The sequence below is a fragment of the Neorhizobium sp. T6_25 genome, from assembly GCF_002968555.1.
In the GTDB taxonomy this organism is placed as follows: Bacteria; Pseudomonadota; Alphaproteobacteria; order Rhizobiales; family Rhizobiaceae; genus Neorhizobium.
The window spans coordinates 332,058-356,771 of sequence record NZ_PVBL01000003.1 but is presented as its reverse complement, the minus strand read 5'-3'; the positions used below and the strand labels follow the sequence as shown (position 1 = coordinate 356,771).

21 protein-coding genes are annotated in these 24,714 nt (G+C 63.0%); 13 read left to right on the top strand and 8 right to left on the bottom strand.

All coding sequences use genetic code 11. The features are described from left to right. Window positions 1–85: 85 nt before the first annotated feature. A complete protein-coding gene (locus C5L10_RS06270) occupies window positions 86–1,960 on the bottom strand; it encodes an adenine deaminase (RefSeq protein WP_371411916.1) in 1,875 nt (624 codons plus the stop codon). A 266-nt stretch (window positions 1,961–2,226) separates the two neighbouring features. Here C5L10_RS06270 and C5L10_RS06265 point away from each other — a divergent pair, with 266 nt between their 5' ends. The 12 genes from C5L10_RS06265 (at window position 2,227) to ccoS (ending at window position 14,249) form a co-directional block, all read left to right on the top strand. Then, the gene (locus C5L10_RS06265; protein ID WP_105428926.1) at window positions 2,227–3,267 is read left to right on the top strand and encodes an ABC transporter substrate-binding protein; all 1,041 of its coding nucleotides are present in this window, start codon (window positions 2,227–2,229) and stop codon (window positions 3,265–3,267) included. Window positions 3,268–3,357: 90 nt separating this feature from the next. Continuing rightward, on the top strand, window positions 3,358–4,182 hold the full coding sequence (locus C5L10_RS06260) for an ABC transporter permease (RefSeq protein ID WP_105428925.1): 825 nt from the start codon (window positions 3,358–3,360) through the stop codon (window positions 4,180–4,182). Then, window positions 4,179–4,970 carry an ABC transporter permease gene (locus C5L10_RS06255; RefSeq protein ID WP_037086550.1) on the top strand — a complete coding sequence of 264 codons (792 nt, stop codon included), beginning with the start codon at window positions 4,179–4,181 and terminating at the stop codon, window positions 4,968–4,970. Before C5L10_RS06260 ends, C5L10_RS06255 begins: the two co-directional genes overlap by 4 nt. 6 nt (window positions 4,971–4,976) lie before the next feature. Next, a complete protein-coding gene (locus C5L10_RS06250; RefSeq protein ID WP_105428924.1) occupies window positions 4,977–6,035 on the top strand; it encodes an ABC transporter ATP-binding protein in 1,059 nt (352 codons plus the stop codon). Between the two features lie 136 nt (window positions 6,036–6,171). Beyond that, a complete protein-coding gene (gene ccoN / locus C5L10_RS06245; RefSeq protein WP_105428923.1) occupies window positions 6,172–7,797 on the top strand; it encodes a cytochrome-c oxidase, cbb3-type subunit I in 1,626 nt (541 codons plus the stop codon). 12 nt (window positions 7,798–7,809) lie between these two features. After that, on the top strand, window positions 7,810–8,541 hold the full coding sequence (ccoO, locus tag C5L10_RS06240) for a cytochrome-c oxidase, cbb3-type subunit II (protein WP_105428922.1): 732 nt from the start codon (window positions 7,810–7,812) through the stop codon (window positions 8,539–8,541). Window positions 8,542–8,553: 12 nt separating this feature from the next. Further along, window positions 8,554–8,706, top strand: coding sequence for a CcoQ/FixQ family Cbb3-type cytochrome c oxidase assembly chaperone (locus C5L10_RS06235; protein WP_007762698.1), 153 nt, complete (start codon window positions 8,554–8,556; stop codon window positions 8,704–8,706). 17 nt (window positions 8,707–8,723) lie between these two features. Further along, complete coding sequence (ccoP, locus tag C5L10_RS06230) at window positions 8,724–9,587, top strand: cytochrome-c oxidase, cbb3-type subunit III (protein WP_105428974.1); 864 nt, start codon at window positions 8,724–8,726, stop codon at window positions 9,585–9,587. 144 nt (window positions 9,588–9,731) lie between these two features. After that, complete coding sequence (ccoG, locus tag C5L10_RS06225) at window positions 9,732–11,312, top strand: cytochrome c oxidase accessory protein CcoG (protein WP_105428921.1); 1,581 nt, start codon at window positions 9,732–9,734, stop codon at window positions 11,310–11,312. Continuing rightward, window positions 11,309–11,818, top strand: a complete 510-nt coding sequence (locus C5L10_RS06220; RefSeq protein ID WP_245447929.1) for a FixH family protein — start codon at window positions 11,309–11,311, stop codon at window positions 11,816–11,818. The genes ccoG and C5L10_RS06220 overlap by 4 nt, the downstream gene beginning before the upstream one ends. Then, window positions 11,815–14,106, top strand: coding sequence for a cation-translocating P-type ATPase (locus tag C5L10_RS06215; protein WP_105428920.1), 2,292 nt, complete (start codon window positions 11,815–11,817; stop codon window positions 14,104–14,106). Before C5L10_RS06220 ends, C5L10_RS06215 begins: the two co-directional genes overlap by 4 nt. Continuing rightward, window positions 14,103–14,249: a cbb3-type cytochrome oxidase assembly protein CcoS gene (gene ccoS, locus C5L10_RS06210; RefSeq protein ID WP_046633456.1), complete on the top strand. Its 147-nt coding sequence runs from the start codon at window positions 14,103–14,105 to the stop codon at window positions 14,247–14,249. The genes C5L10_RS06215 and ccoS overlap by 4 nt, the downstream gene beginning before the upstream one ends. 113 nt (window positions 14,250–14,362) lie before the next feature. Here ccoS and C5L10_RS06205 read toward each other — a convergent pair whose 3' ends face one another. Together C5L10_RS06205 and C5L10_RS06200 are read right to left on the bottom strand one after the other, a co-directional pair. Further along, on the bottom strand, window positions 14,363–16,285 hold the full coding sequence (locus tag C5L10_RS06205; protein WP_105428919.1) for a PAS domain-containing sensor histidine kinase: 1,923 nt from the start codon (window positions 16,283–16,285) through the stop codon (window positions 14,363–14,365). Window positions 16,286–16,296: 11 nt separating this feature from the next. Further along, complete coding sequence (locus C5L10_RS06200; protein ID WP_105428918.1) at window positions 16,297–17,052, bottom strand: helix-turn-helix domain-containing protein; 756 nt, start codon at window positions 17,050–17,052, stop codon at window positions 16,297–16,299. Between the two features lie 119 nt (window positions 17,053–17,171). On the opposite strand from C5L10_RS06200, the gene C5L10_RS06195 reads away from it, so the two are divergent. Continuing rightward, window positions 17,172–17,897: a response regulator gene (locus C5L10_RS06195; protein ID WP_105428917.1), complete on the top strand. Its 726-nt coding sequence runs from the start codon at window positions 17,172–17,174 to the stop codon at window positions 17,895–17,897. On the opposite strand, the gene C5L10_RS06190 is transcribed toward C5L10_RS06195, so the two are convergent. The 5 genes from C5L10_RS06190 to C5L10_RS06170 form a co-directional block, all read right to left on the bottom strand. Next, entirely contained in the window at window positions 17,898–19,061 is a 1,164-nt protein-coding gene (locus tag C5L10_RS06190) for a CapA family protein (RefSeq protein ID WP_105428916.1), read from the bottom strand. Next, window positions 19,058–20,962: a CocE/NonD family hydrolase gene (locus tag C5L10_RS06185; RefSeq protein WP_245447928.1), complete on the bottom strand. Its 1,905-nt coding sequence runs from the start codon at window positions 20,960–20,962 to the stop codon at window positions 19,058–19,060. The genes C5L10_RS06190 and C5L10_RS06185 overlap by 4 nt, the downstream gene beginning before the upstream one ends. Window positions 20,963–21,082: 120 nt before the next feature. Beyond that, window positions 21,083–22,657 carry an ABC transporter substrate-binding protein gene (locus tag C5L10_RS06180; RefSeq protein ID WP_105428915.1) on the bottom strand — a complete coding sequence of 525 codons (1,575 nt, stop codon included), beginning with the start codon at window positions 22,655–22,657 and terminating at the stop codon, window positions 21,083–21,085. Between the two features lie 20 nt (window positions 22,658–22,677). Further along, entirely contained in the window at window positions 22,678–23,745 is a 1,068-nt protein-coding gene (locus C5L10_RS06175) for an ABC transporter ATP-binding protein (protein ID WP_105428914.1), read from the bottom strand. After that, window positions 23,742–24,713: an ABC transporter ATP-binding protein gene (locus C5L10_RS06170; protein WP_105428913.1), complete on the bottom strand. Its 972-nt coding sequence runs from the start codon at window positions 24,711–24,713 to the stop codon at window positions 23,742–23,744. The genes C5L10_RS06175 and C5L10_RS06170 overlap by 4 nt, the downstream gene beginning before the upstream one ends. Between the last annotated feature and the right edge of the window lies 1 nt (window position 24,714).

Here is a 24,714-nt window from a genome sequence, read left to right as displayed (position 1 = left end):
GAGGATAGGTGGCGCCTGAAATCGATCCCAGCGTTTTTGGCAAATCAACCGGGCCTCATCAAGTCACGCTGACGAGAGCGGCCTACTACCAGACGACCGGGTGCGTTTCGCCGGTCAGCACGTTGACGAACCCTTGCTGCGCCCGCTCCGATGGCGCCACCAGCACCCAGCGCCAGGGCGAACAGGTCAGCGTTGCAAACGACAGCCGCTCCGGGAAACCCGGCCACCAGCGCGGCGAGAAGGTCGGCTCGTACATCCAGTCGATCGTTTCGCCGGCTTTGTAGAGCGCCTGCATTTCTGCATCCAGTTCTTCCGCCGAGCGCGCAGTCATCAGCCCGCCGACCTCGTAGTGGACGCGGGCGATCACCTTGCCGCCGGAGACCAGAACCCAGCCGCCCTGCTGTTCGGCGAGCGCATTGGCGACCATCGCCATCGCCTCGTCCGAGGAGCCGACCACCCAGATATTGTGCTTGTCATGCCCGAGCGTCGAGCCGAGCGCGGTATCCGGCGTGCGCGGCCCGGTGCCGAGCCAGAACATTTTTGAGACCTTGGCCTCGCCGGAGAACCGGTCGACGATCGAGAATTTCGTGATGTTGCGGTCGTGGTCGCGTTGCACCGCGCCATCCCTGACCGGCAGTTCCATGGTGATGAATTCGTCCGACCAGTGGAAGGGCCGCAGCAGGGCGGCATTCGCCGTGGCGCGATCCGCCGGCGCCTCGATGCGGAAATCGGCGGCGGTCACCTGGCGGTCGATCTTCACCGTTCTCGTCGCCCATTCCGGCCAATCGATCTCTGGCCGCGCGCCGGTAAACGTCTTGCCTTCCGACACCGGCCCGCCATCCGCCCAGACCTTGGCGATCGACAGCTTTTCGACGTCGTCCAGCAGCACGATATCCGCGAAACGGCCAGGCGCGATCGACCCGACCCAAGGCGTCAGCCGCATGTGCCGCGCCGGGTTGAGCGTCACGCACTGGATGGCGATTTCCGGCGAAAGGCCGTTCTCGATCGCAAGGCGGACATTGTAGTCCGTCGCGCCCATCTTCAGCGTGTCGGAGGCGCTGCGGTCGTCGGTGACGAAAGCCACCTGCGACCAGTCGGCGAGCTTCTTCTCGATGAGCCCCCGGATGACCTCCGGCAGCGAATGCGGCCGAAGCTCGATGAACAGCCCGTGCTGCAGCTTCTGCCAGATTTCCTCCAGGAACCACCCCTCGTGATCGGAGGCAAGGCCCGCGGCGGCAAACGCGTTGATCGACGGCAGATCGCGCAGGCCCGCGCCGTGGCCCTCGACCACGCCCCGCTGCTCGAAGGTCGCGCCGATCATGCCCCAGAGCCGGTCGTAGGAGGGGTTTGAGGGATCGGAGATCGATGGCCAGTCCATGACCTCGTCGAGGCCGGCGACCATCAGGCTTTCGCTCATGAACTGCTTCTGCTCGTCATAACCGAAATAGCCGCCGCCCCATTCATAGGCCGTCGGCGGCACGGCCGAGCCCGGCAGCGGAAAGATCTTCATCGGCGACCCGCGGCGGCGGGCCTCCAGCCAGAATTCCAGGTTGCGGGCGCCGTTGACATTCGAGAATTCGTGGCTCGCTTCGCAGGTCCAGGTGACCCCGTGCGGCATGACGAGGGCTGCTTCCCATTCCGGCGTCAGGTGCGAGCTCTCGATATGCTTGTGCGCCTCGCCGAAACCCGGAACAGCCGAGAGATCGGGCTCGTGGCTACGTTCCGCCACCTCGCCCGCAAAACTGCCGGCCGGTCCCACATAGGCAATCCGCCGGCCCTTGATGACGATCTCCTGGTCCTCAAGCCATGTCCTGCTGTGGACGTCGAGCAGTCTGCCAACCCTCAGCAGCCGGTCCGCGGGCCGTTTGCCGAGCGCGGTCAGCACCAGGTCCTGGCGGATGCGGACTTCGTCGGCCGCGTTGATCAGCAGGTCGTCGGGGAGGCGCGCGGAAACTGTCATCGGAGGAATGCCTGTCGGTTCTGATCGCCGGACCCTAAAGACGATGCCCGGACGTGTAAACCATCGCAAACCGTGCATCGGCTATCGCCTGAGGCTGGAAATCAACCTCCGGTATAGGATGGTTCAAGCCTAAAGAAATTTGGCTCCTAGCGGTCTATGCCTAATAATTGGGCTTGCGGCGGGACCGTTCAAAAAATAGTATCACCCCCAATTCCCGGGGGTGCCCCAGGGGAGCATCAACGCCGCTTTCGCAAAGGACACGCCTCATGAAGGCCATTCGTTTCACCCAATTGGCAACCCTTGCTCTCCTGGCGACGCTCGGCGGCACGGCAACGGCAAGCGCCCAGTCGAAGACGCTCACCATCTCCTGGTGGGGTTACAACGGCGAGAAGATGACCGCAAACATCATCGATCCGTTCAAGAAGATCTGCGGCTGCGACATCGTTTTCGAAACCGGCAACAATGCCGACCGCCTCAACAAGCTGAAGCTGCGTGACGGCAAGGGCGTCGATGTCATCTACCTGACCGACAGCTTCTCGCAGCTCGGCATCGAGCAGGGCCTGTTCCAGCCGGTCGATCCGGCGAAGATCCCGAACCTCTCCGAGATCTACGAACTCGGCCGCGCGCCGCAGGGCAAATACGGCCCGGCCTATACGATCGGCCGCATCGGCCTCGTTTACGACTCGGCCAAGGTCACCCCTCCGATCACCTCCTGGAGCGATCTGTGGCGTCCGGACCTGAAGGGCTCGGTTTCGCTGCCGGGCATCACCACCACGGCCGGCCCGATGGTCGTGGTGCAGGCCGGCAAACATGCCGGCGTCGATCCCTATACCGGCACCGACAAGGCGTTCGAAGCCGTCGAAGCCCTGAAGCCGAACGTCGTCAAGAACTACAATACCGGTTCCGAACTGGTGAACCTGATCTCGACCGGCGAAGTGCGCGTCGCAATCGGCCAGGACTTCACGCTCGCCTCGATGCAGGCCGCGGTGAAGACCATGACCTGGGCGAAGCTCAAGGACGGCGATATCGCCACGCTGAACACGGTCAACATCCCGAAGGGTTCGACAAACGCCGAACTGGCCCACCAGTTCATCAACTTCATCCTGTCGAAGGACGTGCAGCAGAAGGAAGCCGAGCAGGGCGTCGATGCGCCGATTTCCACCAAGGTCCAGCTCACCCCGGACCAGGCGAAGATCTGGACCTATGGCGCCGATCAGGTTTCCAGCCTGACCCGCATCGACTACGCCAAGATGAACGCGGTCAAGACCGACTGGATCGACCGCTGGAACGAGGTTTTCGGCAAGTAGTCCCGGACGTCGCCTGGGTGGCGATATGTTTGCATTGAGAACGGAGCGCCGCCATCAACGCGGCGCTCCTGCCTTTGAGAAAGACTGTCGATGAACAAGCTTGCCAGATGGGGTTTGACGATGCCCGCGACAATCACCGTCGTCCTGCTTCTGGTCATCCCCGTCGTGCTGACGATCGCCACCACGTTCGGCGAGGCGGCCGGTCCGTTTTCCACCTATACGGCCTTCTTCAAGAGCGGCTTCCGCATGGCCGTCCTCTATCGAACCCTTCAGGTCGCCCTGATCACCACGGGCATCGCGCTCGTGGTCGGCTTCATCACCGCATATGTCATCGCCCAGATGCCGGGACGCCTGAAGAGCATCATGATCGTCGCTGCGGTCTTTCCGTTGCTGACCGGCGTCGTCGTCCGCTCCTTCGCCTGGCTGATCATCCTCGGCAAGAACGGCATCATCAACAATGCCCTGATGTCGGTCGGGTTGATCGGTGAGCCCCTGTCGATGCTCTACACCCAAGGTTCCGTCATCGTCGCGATGGTTTATCTCTTTGTGCCGCTGATGATCCTGACGCTGGTCGGGGTGCTCGAGGGAATCCCGCGTGACCTGATCGAGGCGGCCGCCTCGCTCGGCGCAAGGCCGATCCCGACCTTCCTGCAGGTCATCCTGCCGCTTGCAGCCCCCGGCCTCATCGTCGGCGCGGTGCTGGTCTTTACCGGCAGTTTCACCTCCTATGCAACACCCCAGCTCCTCGGCGGCGAAAAGCAGATGATGATGGGCACCTTCCTCTACCAGCGCGCCATGGTGACCTTCGACTGGGTCGGCGCCTCGACGATCGCCGCCATCATGGTGGTCATAACTATCGGCGTCGTGCTGATCATGAGCCGCATGGCACGCCGGCTCAACCCGATGGCGGTCTGATGGCGACGCGTATTCACCCCCTTCTCGGCGCTTTCGCCATTCTCGTCTTCTTCTTCCTGCTCGCGCCGCTGGTGATCATCGTCGGCTCGGCCCTCAGCGACACGACATTCCTCACCTTCCCGCCGCAGGGGTTGACGCTGCGCTGGTTCGCCAACATCTTCCAGATGGAGGCCTTCCGCCGCACGGCGATCACCAGCCTGCAGGTGGCGCTTCTCGGCACCGGCCTGTCTCTGTTGATCGGCATTCCGGCCGCTTACGCGCTCAATCGCTATCGGGTCGAGCTGCCCCGCTGGCTCTCGACGCTGTTCGTGCTGCCGATTCTGGTGCCGGAAATCGTCTTCGGCTTCGCGCTTCTGAAGTCGATCACGATAGGCCTCGGCCTGCCGGTCTTCATCAGCCTCGTCGTCGGGCATGCGCTGCTGATCCTGCCGTATTCGGTGCGCGTCGTCGGCGCCAGCCTCGCCTCTTTCGATTTCTCTATCGAGGAAGCAGCGCGGAGCCTCGGCTGCCCGCCGCTCAAGACCTTCATGACCGTGGTGCTGCCGAACATCCGTGCCGGGGTCATCGCCGCCTTCATCCTCGCCTTCATTACCTCCATCAACGACGTCTCGGTCTCGGTCTTCCTGACCGGGCCCGGCATTTCGACGCTGCCGATCCAGATTCTTGCGCATATGGAGCAGTTCTTCGACCCGACGATCGCTTCCGTCTCCGTACTTCTGATGCTGGTAACCGTCGGCGTTATGGCGATCGTCGAAGCGACGCTCGGCCTCACATTCCTCACCAAGTAGGTTCCCGTGACCGTATCCCTCACCATCGAAAACCTCTCGGCTCACTACGGAACCACCCAGGTTCTGAAAGACCTGTCGATCTCCGTCGCAGCAGGCGAACTCGTCTCGCTGCTCGGCTCCAGCGGCTGCGGCAAGACGACGACGCTGCGCCTGGTGGCGGGCTTCCTGCAGCCGACCAGCGGCCGGATTCGCCTCGGCGACCGCGATCTGACGACGCTGCCCGCCCATGCCCGCAATATCGGTCTCGTCTTTCAGAGTTATGCGCTTTTCCCGCACCTGAGCGTGCTCGACAATGTCGCGTTCGGCCTGAGACAGCGTGGCCTCGCCAAGCCGGACCGCACGAAGCGGGCGATGGCGATGCTGGAACGTGTCGGCCTTGCGCCGCTCGCCGACCGCCTGCCGGCAGCGCTGTCCGGCGGCCAGAAACAACGCGTCGCGCTCGCCCGCGCTCTCGTCATCGAGCCGCCGCTCCTGATGTTCGACGAGCCGCTCTCCAACCTCGATGCCAAGCTCAGGATCGACATGCGCGTCGAGATCCGCCAGTTGCAGCGCGCCAACGGCACCACATCACTCTACGTCACCCACGATCAGGAAGAAGCGTTTTCGATTTCCGACCGCGTCGCGATCATGAATGCCGGCCGCATCCTGCAGCTCGATACGCCTGAGGTGCTCTATCAGAAGCCGGCCAACGCCTTCGTTGCCCGCTTCGTGGGCTTCGAGAACCTGATCCGCATGAAGGTCGTCGAGCGCCAGTCGGCAATCATCACCGCCGAGGCGACCGGCGGCACGCGGCTTCACCTTTCCCAGGATCTGTTCGGGCCGATCAAGGACGATTTCGTCCTGGCTTGCCGCGCTGACGGGCTTGCGGTCCGCCGCGAGGGCGAAGGCATCCCGGCAGTCCTCGGGACGCGTACCTATCTCGGTCGAGCCTACCAATACAAATGCGAAACGGCCGCGGGCGAAATCACCGCCAACGGCCCGCTTTCCGACCCGTTGGATGCCGGCGCCCGGGCGGTGCTCACGCCGCTGCCGGAGCAGTGCTGCATCCTCGCTCCGGAAAACTGAACCCGAAATAGAATACAAACCGGCCGTTTGCCGGGGGCGTTGACGCAGGTCAAACCCCCGAAGCGGCCCGTATGTCAGCACATCATGGTCACAATCCTTCAACCGGCAGCGTATTTGCGCTGTGAGGCCAAAGACCATGAATTACGTCTCAGAAACACTCTGGCTCGCGATCGGCACCTTCCTGGCGTTGCTCGCGGCCGCTTACGCCCATGACAGCCTGTTCGCAGCCCACATGTGGATCTTGTTCTTCGTGCTGCTGATCAGCACGGTCGTCTTGATGGGCAGGATTTCCTTCGCGCCGCAGTCGTCCGCGATAAGCCTGCCGTTAAAATCCGAATATTTCGACGAGGTCGTCAAATACGGCACCGTCGCCACGGTCTTCTGGGGCGTCGTCGGCTTCCTCGTCGGCGTCGTCATCGCCCTCCAGCTTGCCTTTCCGGACCTGAACATCGAGCCCTGGTTCAATTTCGGCCGCCTGCGGCCGCTGCACACGTCGGGCGTCGTCTTCGCCTTCGGCGGCAATGCGTTGATCGCCACATCCTTGTATGTGGTCCAGCGCACCTGTCGTGCCCGCCTTTTCGGCGGCAACCTCGCCTGGTTCGTGTTCTGGGGTTATCAGCTTTTCATCGTCATGGCGGCGACCGGCTATCTGCTCGGCATCACGCAGTCGCGCGAATATGCCGAGCCGGAATGGTATGTGGACCTTTTCCTGACCGTCGTCTGGGTCGCCTATCTCGCCGTTTTCCTCGGTACGATCCTGAAGCGCAAGGAGCCGCATATCTATGTGGCGAACTGGTTCTATCTCGCCTTCATCGTGACCATCGCCATGCTGCACGTGGTGAACAACCTGGCGGTTCCGGTCTCCTTCCTCGGCGTGAAGAGCTACTCGGCCTTCTCGGGCGTCCAGGATGCGCTGACCCAGTGGTGGTACGGGCATAACGCCGTCGGTTTCTTCCTGACCGCAGGCTTCCTCGGCATGATGTATTATTTCGTGCCGAAGCAGGTCAATCGCCCGGTCTATTCCTACCGGCTGTCGATCATCCACTTCTGGGCGCTGATCTTCCTCTATATCTGGGCCGGCCCGCATCACCTGCACTATACGGCGCTGCCTGACTGGGCCCAGACGCTCGGCATGGTCTTCTCCATCATGCTCTGGATGCCCTCCTGGGGTGGCATGATCAACGGTCTGATGACGCTCTCGGGCGCCTGGGACAAGATCCGCACCGATCCGATCGTCCGCATGATGATCATCGCCATCGCCTTCTACGGCATGTCGACTTTCGAAGGCCCGATGATGTCGATCAAGGCGGTCAACTCGCTCAGCCACTATACCGACTGGACGATCGGCCACGTGCATTCCGGCGCGCTCGGCTGGGTCGGCATGATCACCTTCGGCGCGGTCTATTACATGACGCCCAAGCTCTGGAACCGCGAGCGCCTCTACAGTCTCGACCTCGTCAACTGGCACTTCTGGCTCGCCACTCTCGGCATCGTCGTCTACGCCGCCGTCATGTGGGTCGCCGGCGTGCAGCAGGGCCTGATGTGGCGCGAATACGACAACCAGGGCTTCCTGGTCTATTCCTTCGCCGAAACGGTCGCGGCCATGTTCCCCTACTACCTGCTGCGTGCGGTGGGCGGTGCCATGTACCTCGTCGGCGGGCTCATCATGGCCTTCAACGTCACCATGACCATCCTCGGTTACCAGCGGCAGGAGCGGGTTCGGGGCGGTGCTTCCCCCGCCGCTCTCCAGCCGGCCGAATAAGGAGGGATATCCATGTCCATTCTCGACAAACATCACTACATCGAACGCAACGCGACCCTGCTCCTGGTCGGCTCGCTGCTCGTCGTCTCGATCGGCGGCATCGTCGAAATCGCGCCGCTCTTCTATCTCGAAAACACCATCGAGAAGGTGGAAGGCATGCGGCCCTATTCCCCGCTCGAGCTTGCCGGGCGCGACATCTACATCCGCGAAGGCTGTTATGTCTGCCATAGCCAGATGATCCGCCCCTTCCGCGACGAGGTGGAGCGCTACGGTCACTACAGCTTGGCGGCCGAATCCATGTACGACCATCCGTTCCAGTGGGGATCGAAGCGCACGGGCCCCGATCTCGCCCGCGTCGGCGACCGCTACTCGAACGAATGGCACGTCCAGCACCTGATCGAACCACGCGACGTCGTGCCGGAATCGGTGATGCCGAGCTACGCCTTCCTCAAGGAGACGCCGCTCAAGATCACCGACGTTTCCATGGAGCTGAAGGCGAACCGCACGGTCGGCGTCCCCTATTCGGACGAAATGATAGCGAGCGCCAAGGCGGACCTTTCGGCCCAGGCCGATCCGAACGCCGACACGTCCGGCCTGCTCGCCCGCTATCCCAAGGCCAAGGTCGGCGATTTCGACGGCAATGCCCAGAGCCTCACGGAGATGGATGCGCTGGTCGCCTATCTGCAGATGCTCGGCACGCTGGTCGATTTCTCCACTTATGACGACGCTGCCGGCTACCGCTGAAGGAACAAGCTCATGGAATTCTACACGGCCATGCGCCACTTCGCCGATAGCTGGGGTCTGCTTGCCATGACCCTGTTCTTCCTCGGCGTTCTCGTCTTCACCTTGCGCCCCGGCGCGAAAGCCTCTGCAGACGAGGCCGCGCGGATCCCTCTGAAGGAGGATTGAACATGCCAGAAAAACATATGGCGGAAAAACATATCGACCAATTGAGCGGCGTTGAGACCACCGGCCACGAGTGGGACGGCATTCGCGAGCTCAACAATCCGCTGCCGCGCTGGTGGCTCTGGACCTTCTATGCCTGCATCCTGTGGTCGGTCGGTTATGCGATCGCCTACCCTTCCATTCCGCTCCTGACCGACGCGACGAAAGGCCTGCTCGGATATTCGAGCCGTGCCGAGCTTGCGGCAGATCTCGATGGTGCCAAGATCGCCCAAGGCGGGATCCTGGAGAAAATCTCCAGTTCGTCGATGGAAGAGATTGTCGCCGACCCCCATCTTAGCCAGTTCGCAATCGCAGGGGGCGCGGCCGCCTTCCGCGTCAACTGCACCCCGTGCCACGGCACGGGTGCCGCCGGCGGGCAGGGTTACCCCAATCTCAACGACAACGATTGGCTGTGGGGCGGCGATGTCAACGCCCTTTATCAGACGATCGCCCATGGCATCCGCGATCCCGCCGACGGCGAGACCCGCATTTCGGAAATGCCGGCCTTTAGGGATGTGCTGAAGCCGGACGAGGTGCGCCAGGTCGCCGCCTACGTGGTGAGCCTCACTGGAACCCCGCGCGATCCAGCGATGGTCGAGCCCGGAAAGCAGCTTTTCACCGACAATTGTGTCTCGTGTCATGGCGAGAAGGCCGAGGGCAACCGCGACCTTGGTGGGCCGAGCCTTGCCGACGCGATCTGGCTGAAAGCTCGGGGCGAGGCGGAGATTGCCAGGCAGATCCAGGCCCCGAAACACGGCGTCATGCCGGCCTGGGAAGCCCGCCTCGGAGACGTCGCCGTCAAGCAGCTCGCCGTCTACATTCACTCGCTCGGCGGCGGGGAGTGAGAAAAACCGCAATCCACTCGATCTGACGAGCGGCCGCCTGTGCGTCATCAGCAGGCGGCCGTTTTGTCACACCGGTTCGATTGACTTGTGTCAAGGAGTGACCGTCGCCGGGATGAGAAAACATGGACCAAAGGAACTGGTCCCATGAATCTCTACACGTCTCCCGCGCTTGGCCCCAGCGACGCTTCCGTTGAGCGCATCGATGTCCAGCCCGTGCATTCGCCGGGCAGGCCGCTTTACGAGAAGCGCAAGAAGATATTCCCCAAAAGGGCCGAAGGGCGCTTCCGTCGCTTCAAATGGCTGGTGATGCTGATAACCCTCGGCATCTATTACCTCACCCCCTGGATCCGCTGGGACCGTGGCCCCTTTGCTCCCGATCAGGCGGTGCTCGTCGATCTTGCCAGCCGCCGTTTCTATTTCTTCTTCATCGAGATCTGGCCGCAGGAATTCTTCTACGTCGCCGGGCTTCTGGTCATGGCGGGTTTCGGTCTTTTCCTCGTGACTTCGGCCGTCGGTCGCGCCTGGTGCGGTTATGCCTGTCCGCAGACGGTGTGGGTCGATCTCTTCCTTGTCGTCGAGCGCTTCTTCGAGGGCGACCGCAATGCCCGCATCAAGCTCGATGCTGCGCCCTGGAGCCTCGACAAGCTCTGGAAGCGCGTCGCCAAACACGCCACCTGGCTGGCCATCGCGGTGGCGACCGGCGGCGCCTGGATCTTCTATTTCGCCGACGCGCCCTCGCTCGCCTTCGATTTCGTCACCGGCCAGGCGGCGCTGGTCGCCTATTCCACCGTCGCCACCCTGACGGCCACCACCTATGTCCTCGGCGGACTGCTGCGCGAGCAGGTCTGCATCTACATGTGCCCCTGGCCGCGCATCCAGGCCGCCATGCTGGACGAGAGTTCGCTGGTCGTCACCTACAACGACTGGCGCGGCGAACCGCGCAGCCGCCATGCCAAGAAGGCGGCGGCGGCCGGACAGCCCATCGGCGATTGCGTCGATTGCAATGCCTGCGTGGCGGTCTGTCCCATGGGCATCGACATCCGCGAAGGCCAGCAGATGGCCTGCATCACCTGCGCGCTCTGTATCGATGCCTGCGACGGCGTGATGGACAAGATCGGCAAGCCGCGCGGCCTTATCGCCTACGCGACGCTCGACGAATACGAGACGAACATGGCGCTCGCGACAAACGGCGGCACTACGGCGATCGAACCGGCACGGGTGCGCAATCCGGACAGCTCCTTCATCGACAAGGTCCGCCACTTCGACTGGAGGGTGATCTTCAGGCTCCGCACGCTGATCTATTTCGGCGTCTGGTCGGCCGTCGGTTTCGGCCTCGTCTTCGCGCTCCTGTCGCGCGACCGGCTGGAGGTCAACGTGCTCCATGATCGCAATCCGCAATTTGTGCTGGAATCGGACGGTTCCATCCGCAACGGCTACACGATCCGGCTGCTCAACATGATCCCGGAGCCGCGCACGATCATGGTCTCGATGGAAGGTCTGCCAGAAGCGACGATGAAGATATCCGGCGTCACGGACGTACCGGGCCGCCTCTTCGCGGTGCAGGTGGAGCCCGACAAGACGCTTGCCTTGAAGGTCTTCGTGACCCTTCCCAAGGATGCCGTTTCCTCCGAGGCCGTCGATTTCCACTTCATCGCCGAGGACCGGTCGAGCCACGAAAAGGACAGCTATTCAGCCGTCTTCAACACCCCGGGAGCCAGAAAATGAGCCCGACGAAAATGAACGCGATCCCTGCAAAATCCTTCGTCTTCACCGGCTGGCACATGGTCGGCGTACTGGTGCTCTTTTTCGGCACCATCATCTCGGTCAATTTCTACATGGCCTATAACGCGGTCACCAGCTGGAGCGGACTGGTGGCGGAAAACACCTATGTCGCCAGCCAGCAGTTCAATGGCAAGGCGGCAGAGGCGCGGACGCTGACGGCGACCGGCGTCACCGGCCGCATCACCGTCAACGGCTCTGATGTCCGCTATGAGGTCTTTCACCCGAAGAACGGACCGGTGGCGGTTGATGCGCTGACCCTGAAATTCAAGCGGCCGGTCGGCGAACATCAGGATTTCGAACTCGACCTCGTTCCCGTTGGCCAGGGGACATTCGTAGCCACCCATGAAATCCTGCCCGGCCACTGGATCGTCGATGCGAGCGCCATCCGGAACGGCAAGCGCATCCTGCATCAGGCCGAACGCATCTCGGTTTCGAGGAGGGCGGAATGAGCTGCTGCGCGCCCGGAGCCGGAGGCTATTCGGACCATTCGCTGCCGTCCTCCGAGGAGCTGACGCTGTCCAGCCGGACAATTTCGCCGGGGCTGCGTCAGACCGATCTCAGCGTTCCGCAGGTCCATTGCGGCACCTGCATCGCGACGATCGAAAAGGCACTCAACGCGCTGCCGTCGGTAGAGCGGGCACGGGTCAATCTCTCCACCAAACGCGTTTCGATCGTCTGGCGGGAAAAGGCCGGAGATGTCGACACGGACCCGGTCGATCTAGTCAGGGCGATCGTCGCCGCCACCGGCTACGATGCGCATCTTTTCTCGAATGCCGAGGAGGTCGGCGAGAAGCTGCAGCGCGACCTCATCCGCGCCGTCGCGCTCTGCGGCTTCGCGGCGGCAAACATCATGCTGCTCTCGGTCTCGGTCTGGTCAGGCGCCGATGCCTCGACACGCGACATGTTCCATTGGATATCGGCGCTGATCGCCGCGCCGGCGCTGATCTATGGCGGCCGTTTCTTCTATCAGTCGGCCTGGAACGCGCTCAGCCGCCGCCGCACCAACATGGACGTGCCGATCGCGCTCGCCATCACGCTTTCCTATGCGGTGTCGCTCTGGGAAACCATGCATCATGGCGAACATGCCTGGTTCGACGCGACGGTGTCGCTGTTGTTCTTCCTGCTGATCGGCCGGACGCTCGACCATGTCATGCGCGACCGGGCGCGGGCCGCGATCAGCGGTCTTGCCCGCCTATCGCCCCGCGGCGCCACAATTATCGGTGCGGACGGGTCGCGCGACTATCGCCCGGTGGACGAAATACGGCCGAGCGACCGGGTGGCGATTGCGGCCGGTGAGCGGGTGCCGGTCGATGGGCTCGTCGAGAGCGGCGCAAGCGATATTGATGTCTCGATCGTCAACGGCGAAAGCGCGCCGAGGTCGGTCCGTGCCGGAGACATGATACAGGCAGGAACGCTCAACCTCACCGGTTCGCTGGTACTGAAGGCAACCGCTGCGGCGAAGGATTCCTTCCTGTCCGAAGTCATTTCGCTGATGGAGGCGGCAGAGGGTGGACGGGCGCGCTATCGCCGGATCGCCGACCGCGCGGCGCAATATTATTCTCCGGCCGTCCATTTTCTGGCGCTCGCCGCCTTTCTCGCCTGGGGTTTCATCGGCGGTGACTGGAAACATGCGATGCTGGTGGCAATCGCCGTGCTGATCATCACCTGCCCCTGTGCGCTCGGCCTGGCCGTTCCGGTGGTGCAGGTGGTCGCGGCCGGCCGGCTGTTCCGGAACGGCATCATGGTCAAGGACGGTTCGGCCATGGAGCGGCTCGCCGAAATCGACACGGTGCTCTTTGACAAGACCGGCACGCTGACCCTGGGCCGTCCCCGGCTGCTGGATGTCGAGCGGTTCGACAGGAAGCAGCTCGCTTTGGCCGCCGGCCTCGCCGCCCATTCACGTCACCCTCTCTCCCAGGCGCTCGCGATGGCGGTATCCGGCCCGGTTGCGGTCTTCGAGACGGTCACCGAAATCCCGGGCCGGGGCCTCGAAGCGGCGACGCCGGCAGGCGTCTACCGTCTCGGCAACCGCCGCTTCGCTCTGTCAGTGCCGGACGACGGAAGCCCGGGCAATAGCGTGACCGAGACGGTTCTCTCGCTCGACGCCAAGGAAATCGCCACCTTCCGGTTCGATGATTCGCTCCGCCCCGGCGCCCTGACCGCTACGGCATCCCTCGCGGCAAGCGGTTTCGAGACGGGTATCCTGTCGGGCGACCGGCGCCGGGTGGTTGCCGATCTCGCCATCCGCCTCAATCTCGAACATTGGCAGGCGGAGCTTTCGCCGAAACAGAAGGCGGAGTTCTGCACCTCGCTCGAGGCAAGCGGCCGCAAGGTGCTGATGGTCGGTGACGGCATCAACGACGCGCCGGCGCTCGCCGCAGCCCATGTCTCGATCGCGCCGGCGACAGCGGCGGACGTCGGCCGTCAGGCCGCCGACTTCGTGTTCATGCGCGACAGCCTCGAAGCGGTGCCGCTGGCGATCGATATTTCGCGCCGCGCCGGCCGGTTGATCCGCGAGAATTTCGCGCTCGCCATCGGCTACAATGTCATCGCCGTGCCGATCGCGCTTGCTGGTTATGCGACGCCGCTGATTGCCGCCGTTGCCATGTCCACGTCGTCGATCATCGTCGTCGCCAACGCGCTCCGGCTCAGCGGATCGCGAAGCGCCGTCGAGGCCGGGGCGGCGGAGAGCCACGGCCAAGCAAAAATCCCTCCCGGTGAGGCCCGCGTCGCATGAACATGCTGATCTATCTCATCCCGATTGCGCTGTTCCTCGGCGGTCTCGGCCTCTTCGCCTTTCTGTGGTCGCTGAAGAGCGGCCAGTACGACGACCTCGAAGGCGCCTCCTGGCGCGTGCTTCGGGACGATCCGCCGGAATGAACCAGGAATCTTGGACAAGCGCAGGCCCCGATGCGGGTGCCGCCAGCCACTCAGGCATTTCTCGGACGATTGTCAAAAAAAGGGCCGCAGATGCAGCCCTTTTGAAACCCTGCTCAGTCCAGCAGCTCCCGGAGCCGCACCGCGAGCTCCCTTGCGGTATACGGCTTCTTTAGCCAGCTACCGGATTGGGCGAGCTCGCGCCCGGCAATGGCAGGTTCCGCATAGCCGGAGGTGAACAATACCTTCATGCCGGGCCGTCTGGCGCGCACTTCGGCCGCCAGTTCGTCGCCCGTCATTCCGCCTGGCATCACGATATCGGTGAAAAGAAGGTGGATGCCATCGTGCTGGCCGAGCTGGTCCAGCGCCTCCTGGCCGTTCGAGGCCTCGATGACGCCGTAGCCGAGTTGCGTCAGCCGGGACACGGCAATGCGCCGGACCCGCGGGTCGTCCTCGACGACGAGGATCTTTTCGGTGCCGCCGGGAATGGAGGCCTGTTTCGGGCCGGCCTCGACGGCAAGCGGACCCGTAGCCTGCGTCTTGTGCGCCACCGGCAGGAAAATCCGCACGCTCGTGCCCTGTCCCGGTTCGCTGTATAGCTGGATATGCCCCCCGGACTGCTTGGCGAAACCGTAGACCATGCTGAGGCCGAGGCCTGTTCCGGCACCCAGGCCCTTGGTGGTGAAGAAGGGCTCGAAGGCCTTGTCCTTGACGTCGGGAGACATGCCGATGCCCGTGTCGGTGACGGAGATCAGCACGAATTCGCCGGTGCGGACATCGGGATACATCTGCGCATAGTCGACATCCAGCCTGACGCGGGAGATCTCGATCGTCAGCTTGCCGCCACGCGGCATCGCGTCCCGGGCATTGAGCGTCAGGTTGAGAAGCGCGTTCTGGAGCTGCGATGCATCGACCAGTGCTTCGTTGGAAACGCCGGTCACGGTGGTGCGAAGCTCAATCGTTTCGCCGAGGGTTCGCCGCAGAAGCTCCGAGAAGCCGGAGACAAGATTGCCGACATCCGCGAGCTTCGGGTTGAGCGGCTGGCGCCGTCCGAAGGCCAAAAGCTGGCCTGTCAGTTTGGCGCCGTCTTCCGCGGCGCCCTGGGCTTCATGCAGCAGTTCCAGCAGGCCTGCATCCGCGACCTTGTTCTCGATCATCTCCAGATTGCCGCTGATGACGGTGAGAAGATTGTTGAAATCGTGCGCCAGGCCGCCGGTCAGCTGGCCGATCGCCTCCATCTTCTGGGCCTGGCGAAGTTCTTCTTCGATCTTGTGACGGCTGGTGAGGTCGCGGACGAAGCCGGTAAAAATGCGTTTTCCGTTGGTGACGGCCTCGCCGACCGAAAGCTCCATCGGAAACGTGCTCTTGTCCTTGCGCTGCCCGGTCACGACGCGGCCGTAGCCGATGATCCGGCGTTCGCCGGTGGTGAGGTAGCGCGAGATATATCCGTCATGGGCTTCGCGGTCGGGCGATGGCATCAGCATCTTCACATTCTGCCCGCAGACTTCGTCGGACGAGTAGCCGAACAGCTGTTCGGCCGCGGTGCTGAAGGAGGAAATGCAGCCGACTTCGTCGATGACGATCATCGATTCCGGAACCGTATCCAGAATGGAGCGCAGATGCGCTTCGCGTTCGGCAAGATCGTTCTGCACCCTTTTCATCTCGGTAATATCGTTGTTCGTTTGGATGATGATCGAAGGTCCGTCGCTCGACGGATTGACGGCCACCCAGCGGCTCGCCACGACGACGGGGTGACCGTGCCTGTGGCGATGGACGACCTCTCCCTGCCAGGTATGATAGGTCTGGACGTGACGGCGAATCTCATCGAGCGGCTCGGGAAACTGCGTCGCCAGCAGCTCGTGGACGACCCTTCCGAGAGCCTCCTCCCGACGCCAGCCGTAAAGCTGCTCGCAGCCGCTGGTCCAGCGGCTGATGATGCCGTCCACGCCGTGGACAATGAGGTTGGCATCGTCGAGAAGAAGAGTGACGGCATCGAGTTGGCTTTCCGTCGTGGCCCCGGGTCCTGTCTTGCCGATCATGTCCAATCCGTCTAATGGCGCCGTCGCTCGCCGAGAGCGATCAGGTCGCGCCGCATGTCCCCACAGTCATCGTCGTCTCCGGCGAGCTGCGCAAGCATCCCCGGTCGTTCGATTCTTATGGAATGACGGGCGCCCGGGTCCAGAACATTCAGCACGCCTTTGCCGATAAGCCTGGTGATAGTACGCGAAACGGTCTCGATCGTCAGCCCGAGATAGTCGGCCATGTCCTGGCGGCTCATGGAGAGTTCGACGACCGGCTGCGGATTGCGTTCGGCCATCGCGCGTTTCAGGTATCTCAGAAGGAAGGTGCAGAGCCGCTCTTCCGCGCTTTTGCTCGACAGGAGCACCATCTGGTCCTGGGCTGCGGCCATTTCGTCGCAGACGCGGGCAAAAACCTTCGGCCTCAGGCTCTCGGAGTTGATGACGGCAGTCTCGAATTGCCGGCGCGCCAGCCGGCGGACCTTTGCCGTCGTGATGGCCTCCGCGGTGTAGATATAATTGTCCCGGAACGACACGCCGATCATATCGCCGGCATGCAGAAACCCGGTGATGACCCGACGTCCGTCCGAAATGATCCGGAAAACGCGCAGCGTCCCCTCCATCACCTCGAAGATATGCCTGGCCTCGTCGCCCTCGAAAAACAGGGCCTGGCCGGCCGACAGATATTCCACAGGCTGCTTGGCGAACAGCGAATGGAGACAATCCGGTTCGTCGAGCGGTCTTGCTGCTGCCGCGTTGAAGGTCTTCGCATAATCCGTGAGAAACATGAAACTGCCCCTATCCGTTTGGTTGAGGCAGTTGACCGAATCCCGGTAACGCGCGAATGCTAGCCGTGTGAAAGACGGTTTTAATTGGTAACAATCTGTAACACGCCGGTTTCCTGTTGATGTCATCCCCCGCCAGCTCCGCCAACATCCTCGTCGTCGACGACGACCCTCGAATCCGCCAGATGCTGACACGGTATTTTGAGGGCGAAGGATATGCCGTCAGCGCGGTATCCGACGGGCAGGAGATGCGCGCTCAGCTGAAGCGGCAGGAGATCGACATCATCCTTCTCGACCTGTCGTTGCCCGGCGGCCAGGACGGTTTTGATCTTGCGCGTGAAATCCGGATGCAATCGGACATTCCGATCATGATGCTGACCGGCCGCGACGACGTGGTCGACCGGATTATCGGCATCGAGATCGGCGCGGATGATTACATCGCCAAGCCGTTTCACCTGCGTGAAGTGCATGCGCGGCTGAAATCGATCCTCCGGCGGCGCCAGCCGGCTCAGCCGAAACAGGAGGTGAACGAGGAAAAGATCGTCCGTTTCGAAGGATGGACGCTCAACCTTTCCAGGCGCCAGCTGCTGTCTGTCGAAGATGGCGAAGTCGAACTGACGACAGGCGAATTCGACATGCTGGCGGCCTTCGTGCAGCATGCGGGGCGGGTACTGACACGCGATTTCCTGATGGATGCGACGAGGGGACGGCAGCTTGACGCCTTCGACCGCACGATCGATGCCCAGATTGTCCGGCTGCGCCGCAAGATTGAGGCGGATGCCAAACATCCCCAGCTCATCAAGGCTGTTCGCGGCGTCGGTTACATTTTCACCGGCAAGCTCGGCTGATCAAAAAACGACCTGCCTGTCCGCCGCGGAAAGCCCGGCGAAAGCTCTTTCCCTGATATCGTCCGCATCGGAGCCCTGCAGCGGAACCGGCCCCAAAGGCAGGTCGTGGTCCACGGGCCTGCCAACCGAAATCGGCAGCAATTCAAGCCTTTTGCACCTACCATCATCGGCAAGCGTCAAGCGGATCGCGGCACTGCGCCAGACATCGACATGCTTTTCGTCATAGGTCGCCGGCCGCCCGGTGTGGAAGACGAAATTGCCGAGACCGGCGATGATCACCCGCCCGCGATAAAGGATGAGCGGCTGCATGACCGGCGCGCCGGTACCAAGCACCAGGTCCGCGCCGCAGTCGATCAGGCCGCGACAGAGATCGAGCAGCCAGTCGGGCGTCGTTTTCCAGTTCGAATCCCAGTGATGGCCGTGGAGCGCCACCGCCACCAGATCCCCTATCGCCTTTGCGGCATCGATGCCGTCGACGAGCCGCTGCATGTCCACCTCGTTCGCCGTCCAGCGTGCACCAATGGCGTCGCCGGCAGCGACGGGCGTGCCGAAGACTTCCAGTTCTGGGCGTTCGCCCACATCATAACCCACGGCGGCACGTGCCGCGCCGCGTTTGTCGTCGCCGAGGGTCTCGACGATCCTCTTCAGCGTCTCGAATTCTTCGGCCGGCACGCTCACCGTCCGCTTCACCCGCAACGGCGCAATGCCGCCGCGCTCGGTCGAGGCATAGTTGATGTCCGGCTGCGGCCCGAGATCGACGGAGAAGATGGCCAGTGATTGCTCAGGTCCAGGCACGATGACCGGCGCGGCGGCCTGCTCGATATCCAAGCCGCTGCCTGCGAGCTTCAGCCCGGCCATTTCCACCGCGGCGCGCGTCGAGGCGATGCCCGGCGGGCCGAGATCGAAGGCATGGTTGTTGGCATGCGTTACCGCGTGAAAACCGAGTTCCCGAATGGAAACCAGCGCATCCGGGGAAGCCAGATGCAGCGTCTTCGTCTTGGTGGGCCATGCCCCTGCCGTCTCCACCGTCGCCTCGAGATTGCCGAAGACCACATCCGCCTCGAGGAAATCCTGGACCTCGGCCTGCCCCTCGCCATGGAGGTCGAGGGGGCCGTGGATCAGGATTTGGCCGGTAACGGCGACGGTGAGCATGGCCTCGTTCATTTCGCGATGGGCTTCAGCGCCGCCATTGCCACTCTACCGACGATCGGCAGGCGGATGGCAGATGCACGCATACCATCGCAGAAAACCGTGTTGCGGGCCACTTGGCTTGTGCGTCCCCGGCCCTCCGGCGCATAGCTATTTGGATTTATATCGTACTTCGGGAAATTGGATGATGAGATATCAACCCGGATGCGATGGCCCTTGGCGAACAGGTTGGCGGTCGCGAACGGCTCGATCGTCACCTTGAACACCTCGCCCTTGACGATCGGCTCCGGCTTTTCGAACGAGTTGCGATAGCGGCAGCGGATGATCCCGTCGGTGATGTTGAGCGCGTAGCCGGTGGGGTAATCCTTGCTCGGCGGATAGACATCGACGAGTTTCGCGGTGAAGTCCGTGTCCGGCGCATCCGACGAGACATAAAGTTCGACCGTGATCGGCCCGACCACGGCGACATCTTCGGCGAGCGGTTCGGTCTCGAAGGAGAGCACGTCGGCACGCGCCGAAAGCGGCAGGCCCGGATGTTTCGAGCCGTAGAATTTGTCGCCCTCGCGTTGGTCGAAGCCGCCGCCTTCGAAGATCGGCTGGCCGCTCGTCAGCGATCCGCCGATGGTCGGCACCGGGTTCTTCGGGTCGAAATCGTAGGTGAAGGGGGAAGCCTCGGCCGTCGGCCTGTCGGTCGAAAGCGCGCCGTTTTCATGGATATAGTAATTTCGGAATTCCGTTCCCGGCAGCGGCCAGTCGGCCGCCTCGATCCAGTGCCCGCCGTGATCCAGCCGGCCGTCCGCGTTGCGCGTGCCCGACCCGCCACCCATCACGAAGGCCCGAACCACCGGCTCCTGCGCAACCGTGTTGTCCTTGCCCTTCAGCCAGTGGTCGAACCAGTTGCGGCGGAAGGATAGCCAGCTTTCCATCACATTGCCGCCAAGCGGCGCGGCCGGTCCGAAAGAGGTGTCGCCGGCAAGCGTCGCATTGCGGTTGCCGTGCAGCCAAGGCCCCATGATCAGCTGCAGCGGCCGGCTGTCCTTGCCAGAAAGTCCGCGATAATTGTCGAGCGTCGATTTCACATAGGCGTCGTACCAGCTCGACATCAGCACGACAGGCACTTCCGGAAAAGTCTCGTAGAAACCCTCCATGTAAAGCCCGACCCGGCGCCAGCTTTCGTCGAACGTGCCGCTGCGCCACTGGTCGAGCAGGTAGCTTTCATATTCCGGCATCCAGCGCACCGGAGAATTGCCTTCGCTCCAGGGCATGACGTTGAACCATGCGTGAAGGTCCTCCGCTTCGATCGCCGCACGGGCAAACTCGTTGCCCTCGCCGATCGCCTGGTTGTAGGCCCAGGTCGCCTGCTTCAGCTCGAATGCGCCGCCCTGGCGGATGCCGCACTGATAGGCGTTCGAGAACCCGCCCGAATCCATCACCATGCAGGCCAGCCCCGGCGGGTTGAGGCAGGCGAGCGCCGCTTGAGTATGGGCCGCATAGGAAAGGCCCATCGTCCCGAACTGGCCGTTCGACCAGGCCTGTTCCACCAGCCAGTGGGCGGTATCGTAACCGTCGGCGGCTTCCGAAATGTATTTGCTGAATTCGCCCTCGGAATTGTGGCGGCCGCGGCAATCCTGGTAGATCACGGCATATCCCGCCCGGACGAAATAACTGGCCACCTCATGGCGCTTCATCGGCTCCGCCATGCCCACTTCGATCTCGGAACGTGAGCGCTCCGCCTTGCCGTAGGGCGTGCGTTCCATGATCGCCGGAAGCCGGCCTTCGATCGCCTTGCCGTCCTTGGCCGGCCGGTAGACGTCGGTCGCCAGCCTCACGCCGTCGCGCATCGTCACCATCACATCCCGTTCGACGACCACGTCGTCGGCAATCACCTCGAAGCGCGATGGCGTCAGAGTATCCATGTCCATATCCTCGAATTTGCAAATCAATTCCGGGCCAGCCCCACCACACGTCAGGCCGGCCCGGGATATGCCGCGGCTCCAGGAGAGAGGGCCGCAGCAAAATGTTGAGAGCGGAAAGACTTACTTGGCGATGCCGGCAAGCGTCGCGGCGGTGTCTTCCGTCATGTTGGCGACATAGGAGAGGTTCGCCTTGCCGGCCCAGTGAACCTTCTGCCAGTAGAGCGGGATGACTGGAATGTCGGAAAAGACCAGCTTGGTCGCCTTCTGCAACAGTTCCACGCGCTTCTTGACGTCGAATTCGGCGGTGGCGGCACGCATCGCGTCGTCGAAGGCCGGGTTCGAATATTTCGTCCGGTTGAACGAGCCGGTGCCCGCATCCTTGTTGGCTGTCATCAGCAGGTTGCGAAGACCCGTGGCGGAGGTCGGCGTAGAGTTGCCGAGCGAGAAGATGAAGGCTGAGAACTCGCCGGCCCCGGCGCCCTTGGTGTAGACGTTATAGGGCTGGGCGACGACGCCGTTCACTTTCAGGCCGCCGCGCGCGAACATCTGGCCGAGCGCCTGCGCCACTTCCGCATCGCCCGGGAAGCGGTCGTTGGAGGTGTGGATGGTGATGCCGAAACCGTCCTTGTAGCCGGCTTCCGCCAGCAGCTTCTTGGCGTTCTCGGCGTTCATGGCGGGTGCCGCGATCGACGGATCATTGCCGGCAACGCCGTTCGGCACCAACTGGCCGGCCGCTTCCGCCGAACCGTCGAGAATCCGGTCGATGATCAGCTGTCGGTTGACCAGCTCGGAGAGCGCCTGGCGAACCTTGACGTCCTTCAGCGGGTTCTTGTCGAGCGGCTTGCCTTCCTTGTCGGTGACGAAGGGAGACTTGTCGCGGGCACTGTCGAGCGCGAGGTAGATCATGCGGGCGGAGGCGATCGAAAAGACCTTGAGGCCGGAGATCCCCTGGAGCGTCTTCACGTCGCCTGGCGGCACGGCGTCGATCAGATCGACCGAGCCGGAGCGGAGGGCCGCGACGCGCGAGGCGTCGTTCGAGATGAACTTGATGGTGACGTTGTCGAAATCCTGTTTCTTGCCCCAGAAGGCATCGTTGCGGGTGAGCTGCAGGTTGTCGCCCGGCGTCCAGGACTTAAACTTGTAGGCGCCGGTGCCGATCGCCGCCTTGCCGCTGTTGAAGTCCTCGATCGAAGCGCCTTCCGCGACCTTCTTTTCGACGATGTAGACGAAGCCGACCTGTTCGATGAAATCGGGCGTCGGCTTCTTGGTCTTGATTTCGACGGTCAGCTTGTCGATCGCCTTCATGCTGTCGATCGCCCCGACATTGCCGGAGAACGGCGCCGGGCTGTTGGGGATGTCCTTGGCGCGGGCGAGCGAGAAGATCACGTCCTCAGATGTCAGCGGGTTGCCGTCGTGGAACTTGACGCCGTCGCGCAGTTTGATCTGCCAGGTCAGCGGGTCGACATTTGTCCAGGAGACGGCAAGCGCCGGCTCGACATTGATTGCCGGGTCGGTCTGCACCAGGCGGTCGAAGACCTGCATGGCGATGTTCTGGTTGTTGCCGGTGCGCGAAAACTGCGGATCGATTGCCGACGGTTCGGTGGCGCTGCCGAGTATCAGGTCGGCGGCCTGAGCCGAGCTCATCGCGATGACCGAGGCCGCAACCCCGGCCAGGAGAAATTTCATCGGTTTCATTATGTCTGTTCCCTTCCTTTTTAGATGGCCGGTTCGGCCGTCGCATTTGTTGCCTGATGGGCGGCAAGATCGTTGAGGTGGCAGGCGCTGACATGACGACCAGCGACCTTGGCCGCGTTTTCCTTCAAGACCGGCCGTTCCACGCGGCAGCGGTCGAAAGCCTTGGGACAGCGGGGATGGAAATGGCATCCCGCCGGTGGATGGAGCGGCGAGGGGATCTCGCCCTTGATCGGCGTGAACACCCGGCGGCGATCGGTGACGGACGGCAGTTCGCGGATCAGCGCCTGGGTATAGGGATGTTTCGGATTGTCGAAGAGCTCGTCCGGCGTGGCGCTTTCCACCACGCGGCCGAGATACATGACCACCACCCGATCGCAGATATGCTTCACAACGCCGAGATCGTGGCTGATGAACAGATAGGTCAGCCCGAATTCCTGTCTCAGGTCCATGAACAGGTTGAGGATCTGCGCCTGGATCGACACGTCGAGGGCAGCGACGGATTCGTCGCAGACCAGCAGTTTCGGCTTCACAGCCAAGGCGCGGGCAATGCCGATGCGCTGCCTCTGACCGCCGGAGAACTGGTGCGGGTATCGGTCGAGATAAGAGGCATCGAGGCCGACGCGTTCGGCGAGCGCGGCAACATAGTCCCGCATCTCGCGGCCCTTGACGATGCCGTGCACCTTGGGTGCCTCGCCGATGATATCGAGTACTCGCTTGCGCGGATTGAGCGTCGACATCGGGTCCTGGAAGATCATCTGGGCCGAAAGCCGCATGGCGCGCTTTTCATCGCCCTGCAGCGAAGTCAGCGGCCGCCCCTTCCAGCGTACCTCGCCGCCGCTCGCGGGCATGATGCCGGCCATCACCCGGCCGAGCGTCGACTTCCCGCAGCCCGATTCGCCGACGAGGCCGACCACCTCGCCCGGATAGACCGCGAGATTGACCTCGTCGACCGCATGTACGGTTTTCTCCTCGAGGCCGGCTCCGAAGAGATTGGCGATCTTTTCCGCATAGTCGAGCTTGCGGGAAAACCGCCGGCTGACATCCACGGCTTCCACGAGGGGCACGGCTTCCATGAGCGGGTTCGTCATGCGGCGCTCCAGAGGTGAGGGTGGAAACAGCGGAACTCGCGGTCGGCGGCGATCGACTGTATTGGCTCAGTGGCGCAGATATCGGTGGCCCGGGCGCAGCGGTCGCGGAAGGCGCAGCCGGAAGGGCGCGACAGCGGCGAGGGCGCGAAACCGGGGATCGGCCGAAGCGGTTCGCCGCGCGGCACCGCCGCAGGCACGGCGCTGAGCAGGCCGGACGTATAGGGATGGCGCGGCGCGGTGAGCACCCCATCGACCTGCCCTGCCTCGACGATGCGGCCCGCATACATGACCATGATCCGGTCCGCGAGCGCTGCCACGACGCCGAGATCGTGGCTGATCCAGATCAGCGCCATGCCGAATTCGGCGGCCAGCCGCTTGATCTCGAACAGGATCTGCGACTGGATCGTCACGTCGAGCGCCGTCGTTGGTTCGTCGGCGATGATCAGATCCGGCCGGTGCAGGAGTGCGATCGCGATCGCTACGCGCTGGCGCATGCCGCCGGAAAACTGGTGCGGATAGGAATCCAGCCGCTCCTCCGGCGAAGGAATGCCGACGAGGCCGAGTGCATCGCGAGCCCGGGCGCGGGCTTCCGTGCGGGAAACCCTGTCATGCGCCTGCACCGTTTCGATCATCTGGGTAGCGACCGAGAGAACCGGGTTCAGCGTCATCATCGGGTCCTGGAAGATCATCGCGATGCGCTTGCCCCGGATCGTCCGCATGGCGCCCGGCGACATCTTCAGGAGGTCATCGCCGTTGAACAGGATCTGGCCGCTGACCACCCGCCCAGGCGGATCGACGAGGCCGAGAATCGAAAACCCGGTGATCGACTTGCCGGAGCCGGATTCGCCGACCAGCCCGACGATCTCGCGCTCACCGACCGTGAAGCTCACGTCGTCGACGGCCTTCAAGATCCCGCGGCGAGTCATGAAATGGGTGGAAAGGTTTTTGACTTCGAGGACCGGTGTCATC

Coding starts and splice junctions, on each gene's coding strand:
- C5L10_RS06180 (WP_105428915.1), bottom strand. CDS start 22,657: ATGAAACCGATGAAATTTCTCCTGGCCGGGGTTGCGGCCTCGGTCATC.
- C5L10_RS06260 (WP_105428925.1), top strand. CDS start 3,358: ATGAACAAGCTTGCCAGATGGGGTTTGACGATGCCCGCGACAATCACC.
- C5L10_RS06220 (WP_245447929.1), top strand. CDS start 11,309: ATGAGCCCGACGAAAATGAACGCGATCCCTGCAAAATCCTTCGTCTTC.
- ccoG (WP_105428921.1), top strand. CDS start 9,732: ATGAATCTCTACACGTCTCCCGCGCTTGGCCCCAGCGACGCTTCCGTT.
- C5L10_RS06170 (WP_105428913.1), bottom strand. CDS start 24,713: ATGACACCGGTCCTCGAAGTCAAAAACCTTTCCACCCATTTCATGACT.
- C5L10_RS06200 (WP_105428918.1), bottom strand. CDS start 17,052: ATGTTTCTCACGGATTATGCGAAGACCTTCAACGCGGCAGCAGCAAGA.
- C5L10_RS06190 (WP_105428916.1), bottom strand. CDS start 19,061: ATGAACGAGGCCATGCTCACCGTCGCCGTTACCGGCCAAATCCTGATC.
- ccoP (WP_105428974.1), top strand. CDS start 8,724: ATGGCGGAAAAACATATCGACCAATTGAGCGGCGTTGAGACCACCGGC.
- ccoO (WP_105428922.1), top strand. CDS start 7,810: ATGTCCATTCTCGACAAACATCACTACATCGAACGCAACGCGACCCTG.
- ccoS (WP_046633456.1), top strand. CDS start 14,103: ATGAACATGCTGATCTATCTCATCCCGATTGCGCTGTTCCTCGGCGGT.
- C5L10_RS06215 (WP_105428920.1), top strand. CDS start 11,815: ATGAGCTGCTGCGCGCCCGGAGCCGGAGGCTATTCGGACCATTCGCTG.
- C5L10_RS06270 (WP_371411916.1), bottom strand. CDS start 1,960: ATGACAGTTTCCGCGCGCCTCCCCGACGACCTGCTGATCAACGCGGCC.
- C5L10_RS06235 (WP_007762698.1), top strand. CDS start 8,554: ATGGAATTCTACACGGCCATGCGCCACTTCGCCGATAGCTGGGGTCTG.
- C5L10_RS06195 (WP_105428917.1), top strand. CDS start 17,172: ATGTCATCCCCCGCCAGCTCCGCCAACATCCTCGTCGTCGACGACGAC.
- ccoN (WP_105428923.1), top strand. CDS start 6,172: ATGAATTACGTCTCAGAAACACTCTGGCTCGCGATCGGCACCTTCCTG.
- C5L10_RS06175 (WP_105428914.1), bottom strand. CDS start 23,745: ATGACGAACCCGCTCATGGAAGCCGTGCCCCTCGTGGAAGCCGTGGAT.
- C5L10_RS06185 (WP_245447928.1), bottom strand. CDS start 20,962: ATGGATACTCTGACGCCATCGCGCTTCGAGGTGATTGCCGACGACGTG.
- C5L10_RS06265 (WP_105428926.1), top strand. CDS start 2,227: ATGAAGGCCATTCGTTTCACCCAATTGGCAACCCTTGCTCTCCTGGCG.
- C5L10_RS06205 (WP_105428919.1), bottom strand. CDS start 16,285: ATGATCGGCAAGACAGGACCCGGGGCCACGACGGAAAGCCAACTCGAT.